General features: G+C 58.9%; 11 protein-coding genes and 3 pseudogenes. 4 read left to right on the forward strand and 10 right to left on the reverse strand.

All coding sequences use genetic code 11. From position 1 onward, the window contains the following. Positions 1 to 65: 65 nt before the first annotated feature. Positions 66 to 2,651, forward strand: a pseudogene (locus DW49_RS0105290) (dermonecrotic toxin domain-containing protein); the annotation flags it as partial. A 45-nt stretch (positions 2,652 to 2,696) separates the two neighbouring features. Here DW49_RS0105290 and DW49_RS0105295 read toward each other — a convergent pair. Both DW49_RS0105295 and DW49_RS0105300 read right to left on the reverse strand, forming a co-directional pair. Next, positions 2,697 to 3,848 carry an acyl-CoA dehydrogenase family protein gene (locus DW49_RS0105295; protein WP_005619524.1) on the reverse strand — a complete coding sequence of 384 codons (1,152 nt, stop codon included), beginning with the start codon at positions 3,846 to 3,848 and terminating at the stop codon, positions 2,697 to 2,699. Positions 3,849 to 3,851: 3 nt separating this feature from the next. Further along, positions 3,852 to 4,949: an enoyl-CoA hydratase/isomerase family protein gene (locus DW49_RS0105300; RefSeq protein WP_005619523.1), complete on the reverse strand. Its 1,098-nt coding sequence runs from the start codon at positions 4,947 to 4,949 to the stop codon at positions 3,852 to 3,854. Between the two features lie 311 nt (positions 4,950 to 5,260). Between DW49_RS0105300 and DW49_RS0105305 the strand changes: the two genes are divergently transcribed. Together DW49_RS0105305 and DW49_RS0105310 are read left to right on the forward strand one after the other, a co-directional pair. Continuing rightward, a complete protein-coding gene (locus DW49_RS0105305; protein WP_005619522.1) occupies positions 5,261 to 6,940 on the forward strand; it encodes an MFS transporter in 1,680 nt (559 codons plus the stop codon). Beyond that, positions 6,937 to 8,100: an HlyD family secretion protein gene (locus DW49_RS0105310; protein WP_005619520.1), complete on the forward strand. Its 1,164-nt coding sequence runs from the start codon at positions 6,937 to 6,939 to the stop codon at positions 8,098 to 8,100. The genes DW49_RS0105305 and DW49_RS0105310 overlap by 4 nt, the downstream gene beginning before the upstream one ends. 105 nt (positions 8,101 to 8,205) lie before the next feature. On the opposite strand, the pseudogene DW49_RS01000000128050 reads toward DW49_RS0105310, so the two are convergent. The 6 genes and pseudogenes from DW49_RS01000000128050 to DW49_RS0105340 all read right to left on the reverse strand — a co-directional run bounded on the left by DW49_RS01000000128050 (position 8,206) and on the right by DW49_RS0105340 (position 17,302). Beyond that, positions 8,206 to 9,823, reverse strand: a pseudogene (locus tag DW49_RS01000000128050) (inorganic phosphate transporter). Positions 9,824 to 9,939: 116 nt separating this feature from the next. Continuing rightward, positions 9,940 to 10,959, reverse strand: a complete 1,020-nt coding sequence (locus tag DW49_RS0105320; RefSeq protein ID WP_003376212.1) for a transporter — start codon at positions 10,957 to 10,959, stop codon at positions 9,940 to 9,942. Between the two features lie 170 nt (positions 10,960 to 11,129). Further along, positions 11,130 to 11,951 carry an aldo/keto reductase gene (locus DW49_RS0105325; RefSeq protein WP_005619515.1) on the reverse strand — a complete coding sequence of 274 codons (822 nt, stop codon included), beginning with the start codon at positions 11,949 to 11,951 and terminating at the stop codon, positions 11,130 to 11,132. A 90-nt stretch (positions 11,952 to 12,041) separates the two neighbouring features. Then, positions 12,042 to 13,673, reverse strand: coding sequence for a methyl-accepting chemotaxis protein (locus DW49_RS0105330; RefSeq protein WP_005619514.1), 1,632 nt, complete (start codon positions 13,671 to 13,673; stop codon positions 12,042 to 12,044). Between the two features lie 375 nt (positions 13,674 to 14,048). After that, complete coding sequence (locus DW49_RS0105335) at positions 14,049 to 14,657, reverse strand: TetR/AcrR family transcriptional regulator (protein WP_005619513.1); 609 nt, start codon at positions 14,655 to 14,657, stop codon at positions 14,049 to 14,051. A 161-nt stretch (positions 14,658 to 14,818) separates the two neighbouring features. Next, the gene (locus tag DW49_RS0105340) at positions 14,819 to 17,302 is read right to left on the reverse strand and encodes a PAS domain-containing protein (RefSeq protein ID WP_005619512.1); all 2,484 of its coding nucleotides are present in this window, start codon (positions 17,300 to 17,302) and stop codon (positions 14,819 to 14,821) included. A 489-nt stretch (positions 17,303 to 17,791) separates the two neighbouring features. Between DW49_RS0105340 and DW49_RS0105345 the strand changes: the two genes are divergently transcribed. Beyond that, the gene (locus DW49_RS0105345) at positions 17,792 to 18,448 is read left to right on the forward strand and encodes a TetR/AcrR family transcriptional regulator (protein ID WP_005619511.1); all 657 of its coding nucleotides are present in this window, start codon (positions 17,792 to 17,794) and stop codon (positions 18,446 to 18,448) included. A 58-nt stretch (positions 18,449 to 18,506) separates the two neighbouring features. Here DW49_RS0105345 and DW49_RS01000000128055 read toward each other — a convergent pair. Beyond that, positions 18,507 to 21,198, reverse strand: a pseudogene (locus tag DW49_RS01000000128055) (beta-glucosidase). A gap of 60 nt (positions 21,199 to 21,258) precedes the next feature. Further along, entirely contained in the window at positions 21,259 to 21,471 is a 213-nt protein-coding gene (locus DW49_RS0105355) for a hypothetical protein (protein ID WP_029768499.1), read from the reverse strand. Between the last annotated feature and the right edge of the window lie 103 nt (positions 21,472 to 21,574).

A 21,574-nucleotide genomic window follows, 5' to 3' on the forward strand; every position in this document is an offset into this window, starting at 1 on the left:
TTTGCGACTATTGATAAGATTTGAATTTTCCGTTAGTTGGTGGCTGATTTTTTCGAAAACAGTACACTAGTAATGACCAGGTCAGGCTGGTGAATGCCTTACGGCGTTTCTACGTGACCTGCATCGGCAAGAAAGACTTTCTGTTTGATGTTCCCAGTCTTTATGACTATTCACAGCAGCAACTGACACGCAAGCTTGAAGCCGACTTCCCCGAGGAGCACCCCGATCCGGAAAATATTCGGGTCACGCTGACGCATTTTGTTCCGGCACCGGTTGCTCCTGGGCAACTGCCCCAGTCCATACCGGCTGCGACGGAAGTGACCAGCGAAAACCTCGTTGAGTTTGCCGCCAATCGCTTGATGTCGAGATTCGATGGGGCTATTTCCCTGGCCGCAGAGGATGGCCAGCCCTTGAGCGCGGTGCTTACACCTGCCTATGTCAATGATGTGGTGGAAGCGCTGGATGTAGCTGCTGGTTACCGGGAGTTGCTGGATACGGTGTTGACCCCGGGATCGCCGACCTACCCAGAGCGGCTCAAGCTGTTTGTCGAACAGATGCCCTCACTGGATCTTCTCCGGGCACTCGGCCTGAAACTAAGAAAAGAGATCACTGATCAGGCTTATGGCTATATCGAAGGCGTACTTGACATGCCTGATGCAATGGCACGACTTCCCGTTCAGGGCTGCAAGGTGCTGCTCAGTCCATTGCAGTTACTCCCGGCCAGCGAAGGTTGGTCTCCAACGCTGGTGATCAATACCTATCTGATCGGTCCTGCGGATCAGCAATCCGGGCCGTGGGTGCTGTATGCACTGATGCACGACGACTTTGTTTTCAAGGAATATCCCGATCAGGCGGCGCTTTTGCAGGACATACGCACATCGGTCAGTTTGCAGTCGTTTATTCTTGACCGCATTGATCCCCAAATGCGCACCGTTTATGACAACGGCGGGTTCATGGAACCTCACCTGCCGTTCAGCGTGGAGTCTTCCTTCGATGTGCCCTGGCAGCGGCCAGACCCCGTGACGCTTGCAATCGCTCCTTTTGATGGCAATGCGCTGCAGTTATTGTTCAAGGGTGCGCTGGACGTATTGAAGCTGCAGGTGCAGCAGAGCAGTGTTACCAACTCGGAGCACCGGCGCAGCGCTGCGCAGTATTTGTTTACGCTGGGTGCCGAGCAGATCATGGCGCTCCTGCCTGGGCGGTTAGGTGCGTTGGTCGGTATCCTGCAAAGTCAGACGCTATTCAACTCATCGTTGGTTGCGGCTGGCGAGCAACGTTGGGGCAAAGCGATTTCGGAGTTCATTGCCGCGTTGAGTGTGATGATTTCTGCCAGGCTGAATCTTCAGGTACTGAGTGGCCAACCGAGCGAGGAAGTGCAAGGCTCGGAAGCCATTTTGGCTGAGCCGTTCGTGAAGGTTGAAGATATACCTTACAGCCCCGAGTTTTCCTGGAGCAGCAATTCGTTGACGCAGCAGATACGAATTCGTTTGCGTGAGTTCGAGGTTAACGACATTTCCGTCAATACGCTGCAACGAGATGAGTTGTTGAACACCTATAATGACGCCGTGAAGGGGCGAAGGTACGCGGCTGTCGACGGCAAGGTGTATCAGTTGAAGCGTGACCGCGATGGCTGGTTCATTGTTCGAGACGGGGTAATGGGTCCGTCAGTCAGGCTCGATACGAACCAGCGCTGGAAGCTGAATGTGCAGGCGGGGCTGAAGGGCGGCGGCGGTGTTGTCACTCACATCGAGAACAATACGGTCAATGAACTGGTCGATGACATAATGGTCGTCAACGCTCGCGGTATGTCGGAGATTCGACAGTCATACCGGGAAATGGCCCAGGCCATTGAAGAAGGTCATGCTCAGGCGCAGCGTTATCTTGAGAACTGCGTGGGTAACCTGTCCATGCGGTCGCCGGAGGGGCTGAGTGATCCGCGTGTCGAAAAAATACTGTCCGATTTCTTCGCGGTAAAGCCCCTCGACACTCGCTTGCACGAGATCACTAAAAAAACCGTTACCAGGATTTATGACGAGCTGATGGACCCTTCGCTTTCGCCGGTTGATTCGCCGCGTTATGTGGTCGGTGTCAACCGTTTGGGTAGCGAATCATCGAGTGCCTTTATTTTCGAGACCGACCCCTCAAGGAGGGTTTTTCTGACTGAACAGTTCTTTCGTTTGCCCAGTTACCGACTAAAAGTGAGCGCAATTCGTGCGGGTGACTTCAGGTTTGGTCCGCATTATCGTGCAGCTATCCTGATTCATGAATTGTCGCACCTGGTCCTCAAGACGGATGACATTGCCTATCTCGACTCCCAGGCGCCCTACACCGATCTTTTGACCGACTCGTCGGCCTTTCGTGCACGCCTCAGAGACGAGCAGGCGACCATTCAGCGGACGGCATTCTCCTTTAACACCGACCGCAGTCAGTTGTTCAAGCAACTTGAAGACGGCGCGGTTCGGGATCTGCGAAGAATGGATGGTAATGGCAAGCGCACGATTTTACGCATCACAGGTAAATCAACGCTGGAAGAGGCCCGCGATGTGTTCTATTCCGATGTTCACAAGCGCACTGAAATCATGCTTAAAAACGCCGACTCGGTTGCGCTGCTGGTAACACTGCTGGGCCGGCAGCGATTTGTGAAGCGCTGACAGCGTGCCCCGGCTACACGCCTGGCCGGGGCTCAGTGTCACGGATCAGACCAGATAGTGACGCAGTTCCCGTGCAATCAGCAGGCGCTGGATTTCACTGGAGCCTTCATAGATCTGGGTAATACGGGCATCGCGGTAATAACGCTCGACCGGGTAGTCCTCCAGATAGCCATAACCCCCATGAATCTGTATTGCCTTGGAGCACACCCATTCGGCCATCTCCGAGGCAAACAGCTTGGCTTGTGAGGCCTCTGACAGGCAGGGCTTGCCAGCGCTGCGCAGGCGTGCGGCATGCAGAATCAACAGCCGCGAGGCATTGATGCGGGTGTGCATGTCGGCCAGCAGGTTGGCGATGCTTTGGTGCTCGATAATCGGCTTGTCGAACTGCACGCGCTCACGCGCATAGGCCAGCGCCGCTTCAAAGGCCGCTCGGGCGATGCCCAGCGCCTGCGCTGCGATACCGATACGGCCACCTTCCAGATTGGAGAGGGCGATGGACAGCCCTTTGCCACGTTCACCCAAAAGACCGGCTGCCGGAATACGGCAGTTATTCAGCGTGACCGCGCAGGTATCGGAAGCGCGAATGCCCATCTTGTGCTCGCTGCGGTCCACCACAAAACCCGGGTTGTCGGTCGGCACCAGAAACGCCGACAGGCCCTTTTTGCCAAGCTGGGGATCGGTCACGGCAAACACGATGGCCAACTGCGCCCGTTTGCCATTGCTGACGAACTGTTTGGCGCCATTGATGACCCATTCATCACCTTGCAGTTCGGCGCGCGTGCGTAGGTTATGTGCTTCGGAGCCCGCATGCGGTTCGGTCAGGCAGAAGCAACCAATGGCCCGGCCGGTGGCAAGCTTTTCCAGCCAGGTGTGTTTTTGCTCATCGGTCCCGTAATTGAGGACCGGACCGCAGCCCACCGAGCTATGAACGCTCATCAGCGTGCCGGTGGCGGCGTCGGCGGCGGAGATTTCCTCAACTGCCAGCGCATAGGCAACGTAGTCGATGTAGGTGCCGCCCCATTGCTCCGGGACCACCATGCCCAGCAGGCCCAACTCGCCGAGTTTGGCAACCAGCGCGTCGTCGATCCAGCCAGCTTTTTCCCAGGCCTGGGCATGCGGGGCGATTTCGTTGCGGGCAAAGTCGCGCGCCATGTCGCGAATCATTACCTGCTCTTCGGTCAATTCAAGATCGTGCACGACTCAATTCTCCAGACCGCTGAAGAAACTCTGCACATGCGCGGCACTGACGTCCTGCGCGCTGGCATGTTTCCATTGCGGCTTCTTGTCTTTATCGATGATCAGGGCGCGAATGCCCTCGATCAGGTCGCCGCGCTCGAACCATTGACGGTCCAGGTGCAGCTCCATGGCAAAACAGGACGACAATGACAGATGACGTCCACGACGGAGCATTTCCAGGGTTACGGCCATGGCCAGCGGCGAATGCCTTTTCATTCGGCTGACGGTGTCCAGTGCCCATTCGCGCGTGTCGCCGATGACCACCTCTTGCAATTGCTCAAGCATGCTGGGGATGTCCGGCAAACCGAAAAAGTGATCGATGGCCGGGCGCAGTATTTCCAGGGGCGGGTAGGGCAGGCGCTGTGTGGCCAGCTTGGCCAAGGCACCCTGCAGGTCCTTGAGCGGCGTCGATTTCCATTTCAGGTGATCAAGCATATGGTCGAGGCGCGGCAGCATTTCGCTGTTCATCGACCAGTTGGCAAGCCCGCAGTACAGCGCGTCGGCAGCGCCGATCTGTGAACCGGTAACGCCCAGCCAGATGCCCAGCCCGCCTGGCAGCCTGGAAAGGAAATGACTGCCGCCAACATCCGGAAAGTAGCCGATTGCCACTTCCGGCATGCCCAGCCGGCTGCGCTCGGTCACCACGCGCAGGTCGGCCCCCTGAACCAGTCCCATGCCGCCGCCCAGTACCAGACCGTCCATCAGGGCCAGCACGGGTTTGCGGTAGCGGTATATGGTCAGGTCCAGCTCGTATTCTTCAGCAAAAAAGGTTTGATGCAGGTCCTGGCCGTTCTGATGGCTTTCATACAGTGAACGGATGTCGCCCCCGGCGCAGAACGCCTTGCCGCCTGCGCCACGCAGAACCACCGCATGAACAGACGCGTCATCAGCCCACAGATCCAGTTGCTGACGAAGCGTGCGGACCATGTCCAGATCGATTGCGTTCAGGCCTTCCGGGCGATTGAGGGTCAAGTGACCGATGTGGTTACGCACCTCGACACCAATCGAATCCCGGCTGGCGGGTTGTCGAACCGAGCGAGCGGATGAAACCTGTGAACTCATTCTGAACTCCTTGTTCGGTTGCGCTTTCTTCTTGTTCGAATCGGGTTCAAGCGTCGTGGAAGATCCTAGCAGCGCAAATGTGCAAAGCAAAACTGCGTTTAAGCATAGCCTGAAGTTACAAATAGCCACTATTTGGGCTATTTATCGTTCTGTTTATCGAGGCTTGAGCTTTACTTCGCGTGATCGGCTGCACCAATCGTTGCCAGACGCTTGAGTATTCTGGCTGTCGTGACTGTCACACAAGTGAATTCATCCAGTAGCTCCCATGAAAAAGCTCACATGAAAACTTCCCTGCATGCCAAGCCCAGCCGATGACTGACAAGTACGCCCCGCGCGACTGGGCCGCCCACGAACGTCCGACCATGCCGGGCTCGCCATCGACGCCGCTGCACTCTGATGCCAGGCGCTGGGCGTTCGCGCTGGTCGGCGTCATCGTCGCGCTCACCGGCGGGCTCGGCAACGCGCTGGTGGTCGCCAACCTGCCGTATCTGCAGGGCGCGCTGGGTGCCACCTCTCAAGACATCGCTTGGCTGCCGGCCGCCTACATCATGACCAACGTGTCGATGAACCTGCTGCTGGTGAAATTTCGTCAGCAATTCGGTCTGCGCGCGTTCACTGAGCTGTTTCTGGTGCTCTATGCGTTGGTGACCCTCGCGCACCTGTTCGTCAACGACATCGATTCAGCCATCGCCGTGCGGGCGGCGCACGGCATGGTCGGTGCGCCGCTCAGCACCCTCGGCCTGTATTACATGATTCAGGCGTTCCCGCAGAAGTGGCGGCTCAAGGCGCTGGTGCTCGGGCTAGGCACGGCCCAGTTGGCTACGCCACTGGCCCGGCTGGTGTCCGAGGATTTATTGCAGATTGCCCAGTGGCGCGGCCTGTACCTGTTCGAATTGGGCATGGCGCTGCTCTCGCTGGGCTGCGTGCTGATGCTCAAACTGCCACCGGGTGATCGGTTCAAGGCATTCGAGAAACTGGATTTTCTGACATTCGGGCTGCTGGCGAGCGGCTTTGCGCTGCTCTGCGCGGTCTTGTCGCTGGGGCGTATCGAATGGTGGCTGGAAGCGCCGTGGATAGGCATGGCGTCGGCAGCGTCCACCGTGCTGATCTGCGCCGGACTGGCAATCGAGCACAACCGCAGCAACCCGTTGCTGATCACGCGCTGGCTGGGCAGTGGGGCGATTCTGCGTCTTGGGCTTGCGGTTATCCTGTTTCGTATCGTGCTGTCCGAACAGTCTGTGGGCGCAGTAGGGTTTCTTCAGGCGCTGAACATGGGCAGTCAGCAATTGCATACTTTGTATCTGGTGATGCTGCTGGGCAGCGTTGCGGGGCTTGCGATCAGCGCCTTGACCATCAACCCTGCGCACCTGATCAAGCCCTTGCTGATCTCGCTGGCGATGATGGCGGTGGGTGCCTGGATGGACAGTCATTCGACCAACCTGGCCCGGCAGTCGAACATGTACCTCAGCCAGTTCCTGCTGGCGTTTGGTGGCACGTTTTTTCTAGGGCCGACCCTGGTGCTGGGCATCAGCGGCGTGCTGGCCAACCCGCGCAATATGGTCAGTTTTTCGGTTCTGTTCGGGATTACCCAGAACATTGGCGGCCTGATCGGCTCGGCTGCACTGGGCACTTTCCAGATTGTGCGCGAGAAGTTTCACTCCAGTCATATTGTCGAGCACCTGACCCTGATCGACCCGCTGGTCCAGTCACGGCTGCAAAGCTACAGCGCCAGTTACAGTTCGGTCATTGCTGACCCGTCATTGCGCAACAGTCAGGGCATTCGCGCCATGGCCACGGCGGCGACACGAGAAGCCAACGTGCTGGCCTATAACGATGTCTTCATGCTCATTGCATTGATTGCGGTGCTCACCATGATCTGGATTTCCTTGCGCATGCTGTGGCTGAAAATGACCACTCAACCCCAGGCGTTGGCGCCCGTTGCACCTGCCGCTTCGCCTACCGTACCCCATTCCGGCGTTCACTCTTCATGACCGAATCCAAGACTCCTGATACCGAAGCACCTCGCAGCTCGCCTGCACCGGCCCCGGCACCCTTGACATCCCCGGTCACCAGCAAGCCGCGCTCGACCCGCAAGCGAGCGGTGTCTTCAGTTATTTTCGGTGCCGTCGCACTGGCCGGAGTGCTGCTGGTGCTGTATGCCTGGCAGTTTCCACCGTTTGCCAGCCCCATCGAGAGCACCGAGAACGCGCAGGTCAAGGGCCAGACCACGCTGATCGGGCCGCAACTGAGCGGTTACGTGTATGAGGTGCCGGTGCAAGACTTCCAGTTCGTCAAGGCAGGCGACCTGCTGGTGCGTCTGGATGACCGCATCTACCGTCAACGCCTCGATCAGGCTGTGGCGCAACTGGCGGTGCAGAAGGCTTCGCTGGCCAATAACCTGCAACAGCGGCGCAGCGCCGAGGCGACGATCGGCCAGCGTCAGGCCGAGTTGCAGAACAGCATCGCCCAGAGCCGCAAGAGCGCCGCCGATCTTCGCCGCAATCAAGCGCTGGTGACCGATGGTTCGGTGTCGAAAAGCGAGCTGGACGTGACCCAGGCGGCCGATGCCCAGGCCAATGCGGCAGTTGCAGAAGCCAAGGCAGTATTGCTGATCGCCCGCGAGGACCTGCAAACCGTCATCGTCAACCGTGGCTCGCTGGAAGCCTCGGTGGCCAACGCGCAAGCAGCCATCGAACTGGCGCGCATCGATCTGGACAACACCCGCATCGTTGCCCCGCGTGACGGGCAGTTGGGGCAGATTGGTGTCCGTTTGGGTGCGTACGTGAACTCGGGTGCGCAACTGATGGCGCTGGTGCCGGAGCAGCGCTGGATCGTGGCGAATATGAAAGAAACCCAGATGGCCAATGTGCGCCTCGGCCAGCCGGTGAGCTTTACCGTCGATGCGTTGGACGGCCGTGAAATGCACGGTCATGTACAAAGAATATCGCCCGCAGCGGGCTCGGAATTCAGCCTGCTGCCCGCCGACAACGCGACCGGTAACTTCGTGAAAATCTCCCAGCGCATCCCGGTGCGCATCGTCGTCGACGCCGACCAGCCTATGCTTGAGCATCTAAGGCCGGGGATGTCGGTGGTGGTGAGTATCGATACCAGCGTAGAGGGTGATGTACCGCCGGATCCTGCGGCACGATAATCGCAACTATCGTGCGACGCTCCGCGTCGCATGCCTTTCTGGACGCTCCGCGTCCTCTTTGTGACCTGCATTCAAGACTTGATGAGGCACCGCTCGCCAATGACCTCAGAACAGCTTACTGAACAGCCAGTACAGCGAACCCGACAGCAAAATGGCCGCCGGCAGGGTCAATACCCAGGCGGTGGCCAGGTTGCGCAGGGTGCGCATTTGTAGCCCCGAGCCGTTGGCGACCATCGAACCTGCCACGCCGGACGACAACACATGAGTTGTCGACACCGGCAGCCCGTACATGTCCGCCGCGCCGATGGTGAACATCGCCACCACCTCTGCCGACGCCCCTTGGGCGTAGGTCATGTGCGTCTTGCCGATCCGCTCGCCGACGGTCACGACGATACGCTTCCAGCCGACCATCGTGCCCAGCCCCAAGGCGATGGCCACGACAATCTTGACCCAGGTCGGAATAAAACGCGTCGCGCTGTCGATCTGCCCTTTGAACGCATCGAGCTTGGTCTGGGTATCTGCGTCGAAATTGCCCACCTTGTTTTTATCCATCAAACGGATGGTTTCCGAGGTCAGGTACATATCGTTTCGCACGTTGGTCACCGCCTCCGCAGGCACTTTCGAGAGCGAGCCGTAGCTGGCGACCTGATTGCCGATCTTGCCGGTCATCACCGCCAGCGCCGGGATCAGGTCAGGACCTGCCTGCTTGCTGACCAGATAATCCGATAGCGTCGTGGCGCGAATCGCTGGGGGCGGGTTGCGGCACACTGCGGATCAGCGCCTGCTGGGTAACTTCGGCCACGGCCGCGAACTGAGTGGCCTGATCGGCCGGCATGGTGCGGTTGAGCGCGTAGGCCATCGGCAGGGTGCCGACCAGAATCAGCATGATCAGCCCCATGCCTTTCTGCCCGTCGTTGGAGCCGTGCGCGAACGACACGCCGGTGCAGGTCACGATTAGCATGGCGCGAATCCACAAGGGCGGCGGCGCATTGCCTTCGGGTGCCTTGTACAGCGCGCGGTTCTTGATAAACATGCGCATCGCCAGCAACAGCAGGGCGGCACAGCCAAAGCCGACCAGCGGCGAGAGCAGCAACGAGTAACCGATCTTGGTTGCCTGAGACCAGTCCACGCCGCTGGTGCCGTCACGCCCGTGCATCAATGCGTTGGCGATGCCGACCCCGATGATCGAACCGATCAACGTGTGCGAGGATGAGGCCGGCAGGCCCAGCCACCAGGTGCCGAGGTTCCAGATGATGGCCGCGATCAACAGCGCGAAGATCATGGCGAAGCCTGCCGACGAGCCGGTTTGCAGGATCAGCTCCACCGGCAACAACGCGATGATGCCGAACGCCACGGCACCGCTGGAGAGCATCACGCCGAGAAAGTTGAAGAATCCCGACCAGACCACCGCGAATCCAGGCGGCAGCGAGTGGGTATAGATCACCGTTGCGACGGCGTTGGCGGTGTCATGAAAGCCGTTGACGAATTCAAAAGCCAGCGCAATCAGCAAGGCCACGCCCAACAGCACGAACGGGGTCCAGGTGGTAACCACCGTGCCCATGTCGTCGACGTCCTGCTTGAGGCTGTAGCCGGTAAATAACAGACCTGCGATGAGTATCGCGAAGAAAATGACCATGGTCAGTCGGCCGGGTTTGCGCCCGAACTGAATGGCCGACAGGCTCGCACGACCTGTAGCGTCGGGAGAAAGTGCGTTTATAGCCATGTTCGCAATCCTGGATTGAAAGAATATTGACATGGTCATTGCAAAATGTGACAGAGATGCGACATGGGCTTGGTCATTGCGCTTTTGCGCCAGATTTCTGACAACCGGCAAATCGGTCAATAATCTCCGCGTTTGCGAAACGCCCAGCGTCCTGCCACCAGCGTAAAGGTCGCAACCAGCGCCACCAGAATCCAGAAGCCTTCCGGGTCAGTCGATAGCGGCACGCCGCCGACGTTCATGCCGAAGAAGCCGGCAACGATGTTGATCGGCAGTGCCAGCACCGTGACCACGGTCAGGGTGAACAGCGTGCGGCTGCTCTGTTCGTTGAGGTTTGCGGCAATCTCTTCCTGCAACAGCTTGATGCGCTCACCCAGTGCTGTCAGGTCGTTGATCACCAGTGACGACTCTTCGACGGACTGACGCAGTGCCTGTGCATCCTGTTCGCGCAGCCACTGCGGGGGGCGATGCAGCAGGCGCATCAACGAGCCGGGTTCCAGCGCGAGCAGGCGTTGCAGGCGCACCAGCACCCGGCGTATGGCACCGAGTTCGGAGCGATTGTTGCTCAGCCGCTGGGAAAGCAACTGGTCTTCGATACGATCGACATTGACGCTGGTCTTGCGCAGGAACTGGGTCAGCACCTCGCCCTGGTCGCTCAACAGGTGGGCGAGCAATTCCAGGGGGGAATCGAACTGTTCGCCGCGCTTGACCGCCGAACGCAACTTGTCCACCGAGCGCAGCGGTTGCAGCCGCGCGGTGATCAGCAACCGTTGCCGCGCGCAGACCCACAACGTCGAAATGTCGGTCGACAGCCTGTTGAAGTCGAACACCACGTCGTTGACCACTGCCAGCAAAGTCGCGTCAACGTGTTCGATTCGGGTCGAGCGCGAGCCTTCGTGCAGCGCTTCGAAAAACTCTTCCGGCAGTTCCAGATGGGTTTTCATCCAGCGCTCGCAGGCGGCGTGCGAGAGGTTGAGGTGCAGCCAGATAAAGTCTTCTTCGTCGGGCGGATGTTGCAAGTAATCCAGCGCGGCAGCCGAGCCGATTTCCTGGCCGCTTTCGCCGTGGCGAAAACGGAAGCCATAGAGCAGGCCGAACAGGTCTGAATCCTGATGGTGGTGCGCAATACTGTGGTTCATGGCTGTCCACGTGCGGCCCGCCCGAAGGGGGGAGGCGAAGGCCGCATGATGACAAGGCGTTATTTCATATTTGTGACGGCTTGTTGCAGAGTGTTTCGTTTGCACTGGAAAGCTGGCAGCATCCGGCGGCCATTCAGTTCAAAGACAGCTTGTAAGCGCTGCCAGGGGCGTCAGACCATCGCCAGTGGCACCTTGCGGGTCGGTGCGGGCCAGGCCAGGTCGATATCAGCGAGATCCTGCTCGGTGAGGCGAATTTGCTCAGCCGCGATGTTCAGGCGGATATGCTCCGGGTTGGTCGCCTTGGGGATGGCAATCAGGTTGTCCTGACGCAGCACCCACGCCAGCGAGATCTGCGCTGGCGTCGCTTCATGGCGTTTGGCAATTTCATGCAGGGCAGGGTGGTAAAGCAGATCGCCGGCCTGGCCAATCGGGCAGTACGCCATCAACGGCAAGTGGCGGTCTGCGCTCCACGGCATGAGGTCGAATTCGATACCGCGCTGTTCCGGGTTGTACAGCACCTGATTGGTCGCGCAGCGCGGGTTGTTCAACTCGATCATGTCCCGGACATCAAAATTGGACACGCCCCATGCGCCGATCTTTCCGGCCTCACGCAGACGCTCGAACGCCTCGACGGTCTCCGTCAGCGGGTAGTTGCCCGGCCAATGCAGCAGATAGAGGTCGATGTAGTCGGTGTTCATCCGGCGCAAGCTGGCTTCGCATGCGACGGGAATACCGGCGCTGCTGGCATTGTGCGGATAGACCTTGCTGACCACGAAGACCTTGTCACGCTGGCCTGCGATGGCCTGCCCGACGATCTCTTCAGCGGCGCCATCGGCGTACATCTCGGCGGTGTCGATCAGGGTCAGGCCCTGTTCGATGCCCAGGCACAGACCGGCGATCTCTGCCGAGCGCTGGTGCCCTTTTTCACCCATGTGCCAGGTGCCCTGACCCAGCACTGGTACGGTGTTGCCTGCCAATTCCAGTGTGCGCATGTGACCCCCGCAAATAACTGATCAATAAGTGAGCAGGTCTCAGGCAACAAGAGGCGCCCTAGGTTCCGTACGCCTCATGGCAATAAGCACTTAAACCCGGAACTGTCTCAGCAGGGTGTTCAGTTCTTCGCTCAACCCTCTCAGGTGCAGACTGGCAGAAGTCGACTGTTCGGCGGCCAGCGCGGTGCTCTGGGACAACTGCGCAGCCTGGGTAACGTTCTGGTTGATGTCGTCTACCACATGCGTTTGTTGCAGGGTGGCGCTGGCAATCGAGGCGTTCAGGCTGTTGAGGTTGCGCAGCGCCTGACTGATCGAACTCAGGCTCTGACCGGCCTGATTGGCCTGCTCGATGGTCAGTTGCGAAGAGCGGCTGCTGTCGCCGATCACCTTGACCGCTGCATCGGAATGCTTTTGCAGGCGTTCGATCATCGCCTGAATTTCTGCGGTGGACTTCTGCGTGCGCTGGGCCAGCAGACGCACCTCGTCGGCCACCACGGCAAAGCCGCGACCCTGCTCACCGGCGCGCGCTGCCTCGATGGCGGCGTTCAGCGCCAGCAGGTTGGTCTGCTCGGCAATCGAACTGATCACCTCCAGCACGCTACCGATCTGTGTGCTCTCGCTGGCCAGGCTTTTCATCACTTCAACCGCCTGACCGATGGTGCCGGAGAGGTGCTCGATCTGGCGCAGGCTGTTGTCGATATTGACCTGACCTTGTTGCGCCTGCGACTCGGCATCGCGCATTTCGCTGGCAGCGTGCTCGGCATTCTTGGCCACGTCCTGCACGCCGTAGGTCACTTCGTTGACGGCGGTGGCGACCAGATCCATCTGTTGGGATTGCTGCTGGCTGCGGTTTTGCGCCTGCTCGGCGTTGCTGCCCAGGTCGGTGGAGGCCTGACCCAGCGCCACGGAAGAACTCTGCAACTGGCTGACGACATTGCGCAGCTTGGCGATAAAGGCGTTGAAATGCCCGCCCAGTTCGGTGATTTCATCCTTGCCGTGCGTTTCCAGGGTACGGGTCAAATCACTCTCGCCACTGGCGATATTGCCCATGGCTGCAACCGCTGCTCTCAGCGGGCGGACGATACTGCGCACGATCAACACCAGCAGCAGCACCATGACGAGCACGATCCCGGCGATGAACAGCCCGGCGTTCCACAGCTGAGTCTTGAACTCTGCCGCGACGTCATCCACGTACACGCCCGACCCCAGAATCCAGCCCCAGGGCTGAAACAATTGCACATAAGACGTTTTCTTTACCGGCTCGCTGGCACCCGGTTTTGGCCAGCGATAGTTGACCATGCCAGCGCCTTTGCTTTTGACGAGAGCGACCATTTCATTGAACACCGCAAAGCCGTCCGGGTCCTTGATGGTCGATATATCCTGACCTTCAAGTTTGGGGTTGGTGGGGTGCATGATCATGACCGGGCGCAAATCGTTGATCCAGAAATAGTCATTCTGGCTGTAACGCAGGCCTTTGATCTCTTTCAGGGCCTGCTGCTGAGCGGCCTCGCGAGTCATGCTGCCGGCTGCTTCAAGCCCTTGATAAAACGTGAGAATGCCGCTGGCTGTCTGGACCACGTGCATGGTTTTTTCGGATTTTGCCCGATACAGGTCTTCATGAGTCTGCCTGAGCAGAGCCGCTGCGAGCACCAGAAGCATCAGCACAGAAACGACAAGAATCAGCCACAAGCGGCGGCTGATGGACAAACTGCGCATATTCATGATCTCACCCCGAACGTTATTTTTCTTTTTTGGAGGCCGACCGGCGCAAAGCCGGATAGCAGAGCCTTTTCAGCATCTCGGCGGATCATGACCAAACATGAGATTGCCGTCACATTTTTTTACAGCTTAGGGAAGGTGTGAGCAGGTATGGCGAAAGGCTTACATCGAGAGAAGCGATTGGCTCTATCGACCTACATCCGCTCAATGTAGGATCCAATTCAACAGCTGCAGCGAAGGAACGCCGCAGCGATCAGGGATGATCGACCATTGCCAGGAGGCTACTGACAGGACGTTGGAATGGTCATGTTGCAACACCACCCGCTTCGGCGGGTTTTTTGTGTCTGCAGGAAAGTGGGTTGCTCAGCAGCCGTTGGTTCAGCGATCCGGCTCGCAGCCCTTGAGCACCAGCCTGAGAATGGTCTGTGTAGCCGCCTCGTAATCGGCATCGTCCAGCTTCGCCTTGCCGGTGACGGTCGCAATCTGCCAGTCGAAATCGGCGTAGGTCTGGGTCGCGGCCCAGATGGTGAACATCAGATGATGAGGGTCCAGTGCGGCAATCATCCCCTTGTCGATCCAGGCCTGAATGCACTCGATATTGTGCCGCGCCTGGCCGTTGAGCTGTTCGATCTGCTCCGGTGTAAGGTGCGGGGCGCCGTGCATGATCTCGCTGGCGAACACCTTCGATGCGAAGGGCAGGTCGCGGGAAATCTCTATTTTCGAGCGGATGTAGCGGCTGAGCACTTCGGCCGGGACACCTTGCGGGTTGAAGGGCGTCGACGCACGCAGAATAGGCTCGATGATGCTTTCCAGCACCTCGCGGTAGAGGTTTTCCTTGGATTTGAAGTAGTAGTAGACGTTGGGTTTGGGAACACCGGCCTTGGCGGCGATATCGCTGGTCTTGCTGGCGGCGAAGCCCTTGTCGGCGAATTCCTCGCTGGCCGCGCGCAGGATGAGTTCTTTGTTGCGCTCGCGAATACTGCTCATGACCCGGTTATTCCCTTGCCTGCATGGCGGTCGCGCATGTTAGCACCGGGTTTGCGCAGCGCTCAATGTTGAAGGTGCGAGCAGGTGTGCGCGATCCATTCCAGCCGTCGTTGAGCGTTCTCATCAGCCGCTCGCTGGCTGACAAGAACGCTCCAACAGGGTCACGAGGTCATCAATTCCTGAACCCTGGAAGCCAGCACATCGATTGCGAACGGCTTGGTCAGCACTTTCATGCCAGGCCCGAGTTGCTCATCGCCAATGGCCGCGTTTTCTGCGTAACCGGTGATGAACAGGGTCTTCAGGTGCGGGCGAACTTCTCGCCCGGCATCGGCCATTTGCCGCCCGTTCATGCCGCCGGGCAGGCCCACGTCAGTTATCAACAGGTCGATATGCACATCGGAGCGCAGCAATTTGAGGCCGGCCAGGCTGTCGGATGCCTCGATGAGGGTGTAGCCGAGATCGCCCAGTGCGTCAGTGAGCAGCATGCGCACAGTCGGCTCGTCGTCGACGATCAGGATCGTCTCGCCGGACTCGGTGAACTCGACCGATGTCTTGCCGGTGTCGTGTTCGTCCCTGACGGCGGCACCGTCGTAACGCGGTAAATAGAGGGAGATCGCCGTCCCTTTGCCGACCTCGGATTGAATGCGCACCCGCCCGCCTGACTGATTGGCAAATCCGTAAATCATCGACAGACCAAGGCCCGTGCCCTGACCGATAGGTTTGGTGGTGAAGAAGGGGTCGAATGCCTTGGCGATGACATCCGGCGTCATGCCGGTGCCGGTATCGGTCACGCACAACGACAGATACTGCCCATCGGGCATATCGTGGGCCTTGGCCACATCGCCCTCCATCCACATGTTGCTCGCCTCGACCATGATGCGCCCGCCATCCGGCATGGCATCGCGGGCATTGATACACAGGTTGAGCAGCGCGTTTTCCAGTTGGCTGGCGTCCACCAGCGTGGGCCAGAGGCCTATGGCACCGACGGTGTCGACCACGATGCTGGGGCCGACCGTGCGCTGAATCAGATCGGCCATGCCTTTGATCAGCCGGTTTACATCGGTTGGCTGCGGATCCAGCGTCTGGCGGCGGGAGAAGGCGAGCAGCCGGTGTGTCAGGGCCGCCGCACGTTTGGCAGCACCCTGTGCGGTCACGATGTATTTGTCTACGTCGCTCCAGCGTCCTTGCTCGATGCGAGTGCCCATCAGTTCAAGGGCACCGGAAATGCCTGCCAGCAGGTTATTGAAGTCATGGGCGAGACCGCCAGTCAGTTGGCCGACGGCTTCCATTTTCTGCGATTGGCGCAGCTTTTCCTCAGCCTGCATAAGCTCGGCGGTGCGCGCCGCCACGCGCTGTTCAAGTGTGTCATTGAGCGTGCGCAAGGCGGCCGTGGCCCGGTCGCGCTCGGCGGCAATGGAGCGTCGTTCGTCTACGTTGATCAGCACGCCCGGAAAGCTCAAGGGTGTGCCATCGTCGGCGCGGTCAACCCGGCCGTTCGCCTCTATCCAGTAGTAAATGCCGTCGGTACGACGAACCCGGTACTGATGGGCGTAAAGATGCCCGCTGGTGATGACGGCGTTGATCGCGTCGATCAAGCCTGGCCGGTCTTCGGGGTGAGCGGTGGCAGTGACCTGCTCCAGACTCAAACCCTCATGGCCCAGCGCGGGGTCAAGGCCAAAAGCCCTGGCGAAGGCTTCGTCGACCGTAAAGCGATCAGACGGCAGGTCCCAGTGCCAGGTACCGATGATCGCGCCAGCGGCCAGGGCCAGCTGCACTCGCTCAGCGTTTTCGCGGGCGACGGCCTCGCTGGTCCGCAAACGCTCCTCGGCATCCCGACGGGCAGTCACGTCACTGAACATGACCGCGATTTGCCGATCAGCCGGCTCACCGACGCGAACCGCCTTTACTTCAAACCAGCGCTCGAACGCCTTGGCATAGTTCTCGAAACTGGCGGGCTCACCGGTTTTTGCAACGTGGCCATACGTTTCAAACCAGAAGCGCTCCAGGTCCGGCGCAAATTCGGTGACCCATTTGCCACGCAGATCGACACCTGCCTGACGCTCGAACGCCGGATTGGCCTCCAGGAAGCGATAGTCGATCGGGCTGTCGTCGGCATCGAATTTGATCTGAATGATAGCGAACGCCGATTCGATGGTTTCCAGCATGGTTCTGGAGCGCTCTTCGCTCTGGCGCAGCGCGGTCTCGGCCTTGCGAATCTGCGACATGTCGAGCATCGCGCCGATCATGCGTACGGCATTGCCTTCGCTGTCGCGGATCACATGCCCACGGTCAAGCACATCGGCGTACGAGCCATCCTGGCGGTGAAAGCGGTATTCATCACTCCATGCCGTGCCGTCGCCGTCGATCACTGCATGAATGGAATCATGGACGCGTGCCCTGTCATCGGGATGGATCTGCGCAATCCACCAGTCGCCGGAGGTGTCCAGCGTCGCCAGCGGGTGGCCGTAAGCCTCTTCCAGCGCGTCGTTCCAGAGCACATGGTTGGCCGCAAAGTCCCAATCCCAGATGGTGTCGTTGGTCGCTTTCGCGGCCAGTCGATAGCGCTCCCGGGTTTCTTCGATGGCGCGGCCGCCGTCTGCTCCGGCGTCGATGCCAGCGTCTTCAAGCGCTGCGCGCAAACGCACGATCTGCGCTTCCAGTTCTTCTCGTGTCAGGTCTTTCAGAGCGCCTCCCGCTCACACATGTCATGTCTTGTTTTGGGCCGGCGAGTGTCCGCGACCGGCGTGATGCAATGAAATCAGAACGTATCGGTGCTTGCCGTTCTATGGCGACCGCAATATAGCGCAGCGTCAGCACCACTGTATCGTCGCGTTGAAAGCGTCATTCGGAGCGAGCGGGTTTCAACGTCCGCGTTTAAAGCACGAGGCAAATCCGACTGCCTGAGTCTTCTGGTGCTGGAATCGGTACGATTTACCACGCTATTCATCGGCATGCGCAGGTGGTTCTTTAGCCTGCAAAAAACAGGTATTTTCCGGTTTTCACTCGCCTGCATGCTACGATTTCATGTTTAAGGACACACGGGCTCAGCCGCCTGGTCTGCTTGTGATCTGTAGCTTCAATCCGGATAACGTGCAAGCAGGAGCGAATACCGTGATGCGAAAAGTACTCTGCCCATGTCTGTGAACTCCAGCAATTGCGGTGCACCTGCGGCGGTCAAGCGCCGTCGAATTCCCAAAGGCGATCTGCGCAAGGTCGAGATCATTCAGGCGGCCATGATCATCTTTGCCCGGGATGGATATGCCGGTGCTTCATTGACGAACATCGCCAAGGTTGCAGGCATCTCTCAAGTCGGTTTGTTGCACCACTTTCCGAACAAGCTCGCATTGTTACAGGCGGTTCTTGAAAATCGGGACACGTATGTCGCCTCCAGACTGCAGGAAGCCGATCAAGACGGTTCCCTGCAAGGCTTCATGTCTTTTCTGAAATTGGTCATGAGTTTCAGCATCGAAGACGCTGCGGTCAGTCAGGCGTTGATGATCATCAACACGGAAAGTCTGTCGGTCACTCACCCGGCGCATCGTTGGTTCAGCGAACGTTTCGGGATTGTTCACAGTCATCTTCAAGCTCATCTGAACGCGTTGATTCAGGCCGGTGAAGTTCGATCAGACGTTGATGTAAGGCAGATCAGCCTTGAGATAGCGGCGATGATGGACGGCATGCAGATTCAGTGGCTTCGGTCGCCGGGTGATGTGCAGATCGAACAGGCATTTGCCAGATTCATCGAGCGACTGGCGCGGGATCTGACGGGGCGTCAGGCAACCATCACATGACTGCGATGCGATCGATGGCCTTTCGACCACCGATCGCATCCGCCCGGATTACTGCTGTTTAGTAAGCCTGCTCGGGCTGTACCTGGACTGCCTTGCGCAGCGGTATCGGCAGGGGATTGGAATCGCGGGTGGTCAGCTGTTCCGGGTAAAGCGCAACCACGGTGCGGTCGAGGGTCAGATTTTCCGAGTCCTTGCCCACCAGTATCTTGAACTTGCCGGGGTCGACTTTCCAGCTCACCGAATCGGCCGAGTAATAAGCGAACGAACGCGAATCCAGCGCAATCGTCACCGTCTTGCTCTCGCCCGGCTTCAGATAAACCTTGGAAAAGCCTTTCAGCTCCTTCTCCGGGCGATCAACCTGGGGCTTGGAGGGCTGCACATAAAGCTGAGCAACTTCAAAGCCGGCCTTGTCGCCCGTGTTGGTGACCTTGAAGCTGGCCTGAAGAGTAGCGCCTGGGGCCAGTACGTTGCTCGACAGCTTCAGGTCGCTGTACTGGTAAGTGGTGTAGGACAGCCCGAAACCAAACGGGTATAGCGGTTTTGTGTGTTTCTTGTCGTAACCGCGGTAGCCCAGATACAGGCCTTCGCTGTAAGTCATTTCAGTGGGCGGGTTGGCGCTGCTGAAATAGTACGGCACGGGGTTGGAATACGACGCGTAGCTGGGGGTTGTCCTGCGCCTTTTTATCCAGCGTGATAGGCAGCTTGCCCGACGGGTTGACCTTGCCGTACAGAATCTCGGCCAAGGCCTGGCCACCTTGCTGACCCGGGAACCAGGCGTGCAAAGAGGCTGCGACCTTGTCTGCCCACGGCTGCATGTCCATCCCGCCACCGCCATGCATCACGACAATGGTTTTCGGGTTGGCTTTCTGAATGAAACCGATCAGTTCCGACTGAAACTGTGGCAGTTCAAACGGGTGATCGAGGGACTCGCCTTCGTATTCGAAGTTACTGCCTGCGGCCACCACTACAGCGTCGTAATCGGCCAGGTTTTTCGGTGGACGCAACGACGCCCAGCTCATCTGCACGCCGTTCAAACCGCCCAGTACCGGGATGAAGTTGCCTCTCAGGCGGCGATATTCCAGACGCACGTTGTACTCGGTGCCGGCTTTGAGCGTTGGCGTTTTAACGGTGCGAGGAATGACCGGAATCAAATCGAACGAGACTTGCGCACCTTCGTCTTCAAGCACCAGTTCGTCATTGATCCAGAGCTTGTAGGCACCGTCGGCACGGACCTTGAACACATGGGCGCCGGTGATCGTCGGTTTGATCTTGCCGGTGAAACGGGCGGAGAACGAACCGGCCGCAGGCGTGTAGCCGCTGACAGCAGTGGAGCCGTTATCGGTCACGTTGGTGTTGGTGGTCCAGTCCAGATTGACACCCGGCTCTATGCGGTTTGCAACCGGGTCGCCCGATAACGTGGTGTTGGCGTAGTACTCGGCTTTGACGCCTGCGTTGCTGATGGCCTGTTTGTTGTCACCTGGCTGATACCACACGGAAGACTTCGGATTCAGGCTCATCTGCGGCAGGTAGTCGACATTCGATGCGTTCGACGCCAGTTGCTTGAGCCCGCTCAGTTCGGTGACATAACTGGCCGGCGCTGAGTAGGCTGTGCCGAAAGGCGCGGAGGGCGGTTGTACGGCCATGTCGCCAATGACGGCGATCTTCGCGCTTCTGGACAGCGGCAGCAGAGGTTTCTGGCCATCTACCGGCTCATTGCGCAAAAGCACTATCGATTCCCGCGCGACGTTCAGTGCAGCCAGCTGGCCGTATTCGCGATGTTCGAGCGGCTGGGCCTTGTTGATGCCCTTGTCAAAGCCGTAGCTGACCAGCGCTCGCAGGTTGCGGCGGACCTTGTCGTCGATCACGTTCTGATGCAGCTGACCGTTCCAGACATAAGGCAGCAGCTTGGCTTCGGTAAACTGGAGCCCGCTCGGCATGTCGATATCGGTGCCTGCCCAGGCGCCTTTGAAGGCGTCCTGAACCGAGTTGAAATCGCTCATGACGTTGCCCTGGAAGCCCCATTGGCCTTTCAGGATGTCGGTAATGAGATGATGATTTTCACACGCGTACTCGCCGTTGATCTTGTTGTAGCCGCACATGACCGAAGCAACATTGGCGTTCTTGACCAGCGATTCGAAGCCGGGCAGGTACAGCTCCTGCATCGCGCGTTCGTCGATCTTCACATCCAGATAATGCCGATTCGCTTCCTGCTCGTTCATCAGGTAATGCTTGGCCGCAGCCTGCACGCCTTGCACCTGAATGCCGTTGGTTACTGCCGGCGCCAGGACCGCGCCGAGGAACGGATCCTCACCACTCATGTACTCGGCTGACCGCCCGTTGAACGGCGTCCGGTACAGGTTGATGGCCGGTGAAAGCATTTGCTGGCCACCCGCGATGCGGGTTTCATAACCAATGGCCAGGCCGAATTCCTTGGCCCGGTTGATGCTCCAGGTTGCTGCAAGGGCAGACGGGGAAGGGTACTGCGCGCCGAACGTCTTGCCGCCGACCAGTACACCCATCGCCGAGTCGTAGGCGACCGTGCCCTGCAGGTTGAATTTATCCAGCTTGGGGATCATTCGCCCGTCGTCGACGCGCGAAAAGTTGATCTTTTCTGACTGAGTCATGTTGTCTAGCATGGCGCCTACGCGCGCCTCGACTTCATTGCCGGTCATTGGAGTCACAGCGAGCACTGTGCTCGCCTGGGCCACACTGAGCGCAAGTACGCTCAAGCCTAAGCCTTGTTTGATCATGGACACGGGGTTATTCCTTGAATAATGCCTTGGGTGAAATGCGGTGCGTCAACGACCCGCTCAGGGCTTTTCATTGCTGGCAGGTGCGTCGGCGGTGTCGATCGGAGCATCCACAATCGTCTGCGCTCCATCGGGTCTCTTGCTGGCGGCAAGATCGGCCCCGGTAATCTGCTCGCGCTGCGTATCAACCTCCACACGGCGCTCGCTCGACGTTTCGGGCAGAGGGTTTTCCTTGTTGGCGGCTGAAACCGCGAAAGTGGTCAGGCAGGTCAGTAAAGTGGCAACTAGTGTGCCGTCTCAAAATTAACTTCTCTCATGCCTGCGTGCTCATTGCCGCGCGGGCTCGCTGTATTTTGTTCAAAATATCTTCTCCCTT

This window comes from Pseudomonas avellanae BPIC 631 (genome assembly GCF_000444135.1).
Lineage (GTDB): Bacteria > Pseudomonadota > Gammaproteobacteria > Pseudomonadales > Pseudomonadaceae > Aquipseudomonas > Aquipseudomonas avellanae.

Bases quoted from the DNA above. Each gene is read 5' to 3' on its own strand.
- DW49_RS0105300 (WP_005619523.1), bottom strand. From the start codon at position 4,949: ATGAGTTCACAGGTTTCATCCGCTCGCTCGGTTCGACAACCCGCCAGC.
- DW49_RS0105305 (WP_005619522.1), top strand. From the start codon at position 5,261: ATGACTGACAAGTACGCCCCGCGCGACTGGGCCGCCCACGAACGTCCG.
- DW49_RS0105310 (WP_005619520.1), top strand. From the start codon at position 6,937: ATGACCGAATCCAAGACTCCTGATACCGAAGCACCTCGCAGCTCGCCT.
- DW49_RS0105320 (WP_003376212.1), bottom strand. From the start codon at position 10,959: ATGAACCACAGTATTGCGCACCACCATCAGGATTCAGACCTGTTCGGC.
- DW49_RS0105325 (WP_005619515.1), bottom strand. From the start codon at position 11,951: ATGCGCACACTGGAATTGGCAGGCAACACCGTACCAGTGCTGGGTCAG.
- DW49_RS0105330 (WP_005619514.1), bottom strand. From the start codon at position 13,673: ATGAATATGCGCAGTTTGTCCATCAGCCGCCGCTTGTGGCTGATTCTT.
- DW49_RS0105335 (WP_005619513.1), bottom strand. From the start codon at position 14,657: ATGAGCAGTATTCGCGAGCGCAACAAAGAACTCATCCTGCGCGCGGCC.
- DW49_RS0105345 (WP_005619511.1), top strand. From the start codon at position 17,792: ATGTCTGTGAACTCCAGCAATTGCGGTGCACCTGCGGCGGTCAAGCGC.